The sequence below is a fragment of the Thioclava sp. UBA3469 genome, assembly GCF_002378135.1.
GTDB lineage: Bacteria > Pseudomonadota > Alphaproteobacteria > Rhodobacterales > Rhodobacteraceae > Thioclava > Thioclava sediminum.
Window position 1 is genome coordinate 880 of sequence record NZ_DFRG01000078.1, and the last position, 1,977, is coordinate 2,856.

Sequence of the window (1,977 nt, forward strand, 5' to 3'; positions counted from 1 at the left end):
GTGAGGATCGCGACCGTCGGCTCGCCGTCGCATTTCGCCGGCGCAACCGAGGCCAAGGTGCGGCGCAGAGCATCCGAATAGCCATCCACCGGTTCGATCCGGTTCTCGCGGAACAGCTGCGGGAACATCCGCATCATGATCTCGCGATTCTCCAGCATGTAGGAGACGCCCGACGGGGTGCGGCAGTTGTCTTCGAGCACGTAGAACTGATCGGGCCCAGTGCGCACCAGATCGACACCAACAATGTGGCTGTAGATGCCACGCGGAGGGATGAAGCCCGAAACCGCCCGTTCGTAAGCGTCGTTCTGATAGACGAGCCGCGCCGGGATTCGCCCCGCCCGCACGATCTCGCCACGTCCGTAGACGTCGAGCAGAAAGGCGTTGAGCGCCCGGGCGCGCTGCTTGATGCCACGCTCCAGCTTGCGCCATTCCGGTTGTGTGAAAACGCGCGGAAACATGTCGAAGGGAATCAGACGGTCCGGATCGCCGCCCTCGCCATAGACGGCGAAAGTGATGCCGATCCTGCGAAACAGCGCCTCCGCCTCGGCTTGCTTCATAGCGCGCAACTCGGACGGCATTTCGCGCATCCAGCCGTCGAGTCCACTATAGGGCTGACGCACTTGGCCGCCGTCGAACATCTCGTTGAAATACTCTGTCATCGCGCCGGTTAAGTCCCCCTAGTCTTTTATTTATGTCTAGGCCCTGTACCCCGCGAGTAAAAGGCGATGGCCAATGTTATGCAACGCGCCGCGTCAGGGAAAAGTTCATTTCATAGCATCTGCCAAAAAATTGTGCATCTCCGAGCGGCCCCGCGCCCTTGTCAGGGCGGCGCCCCTGCCCCTATCTGGAAAGCAACCGATCAGACACGAGGAACCTCATGACGCTCACACCCCGCCGCCCCGTTTTCGATGCGAATTCAAATGCAGGGGCGTTCGGCGATCTGCCCGAATGGGATCTGAGCGATCTCTACCCCGCACCCGACGCGCCGGAACTGACCAAGGACATGGCATGGCTGGAAAAAGCCTGCGCCGAGTTCGCCGCCGATTATGAAGGCAAACTGGCCGATCTTGATGCCGCGGGCATGGCCGACTGCATCAAGCGCTACGAGGAAATCGACGAGAAAGCGGGCCGCGTGATGTCCTATACGGGCCTGCGCTATTACCAGAACACGACCGACCCGGCGCGGGTGAAGCTGCTGTCCGACGCGCAGGACAAGATCACCACCTACACCACGCCGCTCGTCTTCTTCAGCCTCGAATTCAACCGCATCCCGGACGAGACCTACGAGGCCGTCTTCGCCGATTCGAAGGTCGCCCGCTACAAGCCGGTCTTTGACCGGATGCGTGCGATGAAGCCCTATCAGCTCTCGGACGAGCTGGAGAAATTCCTGCACGACCAGTCGATCGTCGGCGCCGCCGCGTGGAACCGCCTCTTCGACGAGACCACCGCCGCGCTGGAGTTCGAGGTGCAGGGCGAGAAGCTTTCGCTTGAGGCCACGACCACCCTTCTCTCCGACCACAATCGCGAAAAGCGCGAAGCGGCGGCGAAAGAGCTGGCGAATGTGTTTGGCGAGAACATCCGCACCTTCTCGCGCATCCACAACACGCTCGCGAAGGAAAAGGAAATCGAGGATCGCTGGCGCAAGATGCCGACCCCGCAGACCGGTCGCCACCTGTCAAACGACGTGGAGCCCGAAGTGGTACAGGCGCTGCGCGACGCCGTGGTCGCGGCCTACCCCCGCCTGTCGCATCGCTACTACAAGCTGAAGGCGAAATGGCTCGGCCTCGACACGCTGCAGATCTGGGACCGCAACGCGCCGCTGCCCACCGAGGCCCCGCGCGACATCATGTGGGACGAGGCGAAGGACACCGTGCTGGACGCCTATTCCGGCTTCGATCCGCGCATGGCCGATATCGCGCAGCCCTTCTTTGACAAAGGCTGGATCGATGCGGGCGTGAAGCCGGGCAAGGCGCCGGG

General features: G+C 62.3%; 1 protein-coding gene and 1 pseudogene. One reads left to right on the top strand and one right to left on the bottom strand.

What is annotated here, in order from left to right; all coding sequences use genetic code 11:
* Nucleotides 1–659, bottom strand: a 659-nt coding sequence (locus tag B3D39_RS06830) for a circularly permuted type 2 ATP-grasp protein (RefSeq protein WP_286789540.1), incomplete at its 3' end; no start/stop codon positions are given.
* Nucleotides 660–877: 218 nt separating this feature from the next.
* On the opposite strand from B3D39_RS06830, the pseudogene B3D39_RS06835 reads away from it, so the two are divergent.
* A pseudogene (locus tag B3D39_RS06835) lies at nucleotides 878–1,977 on the top strand (M3 family oligoendopeptidase); the annotation flags it as partial.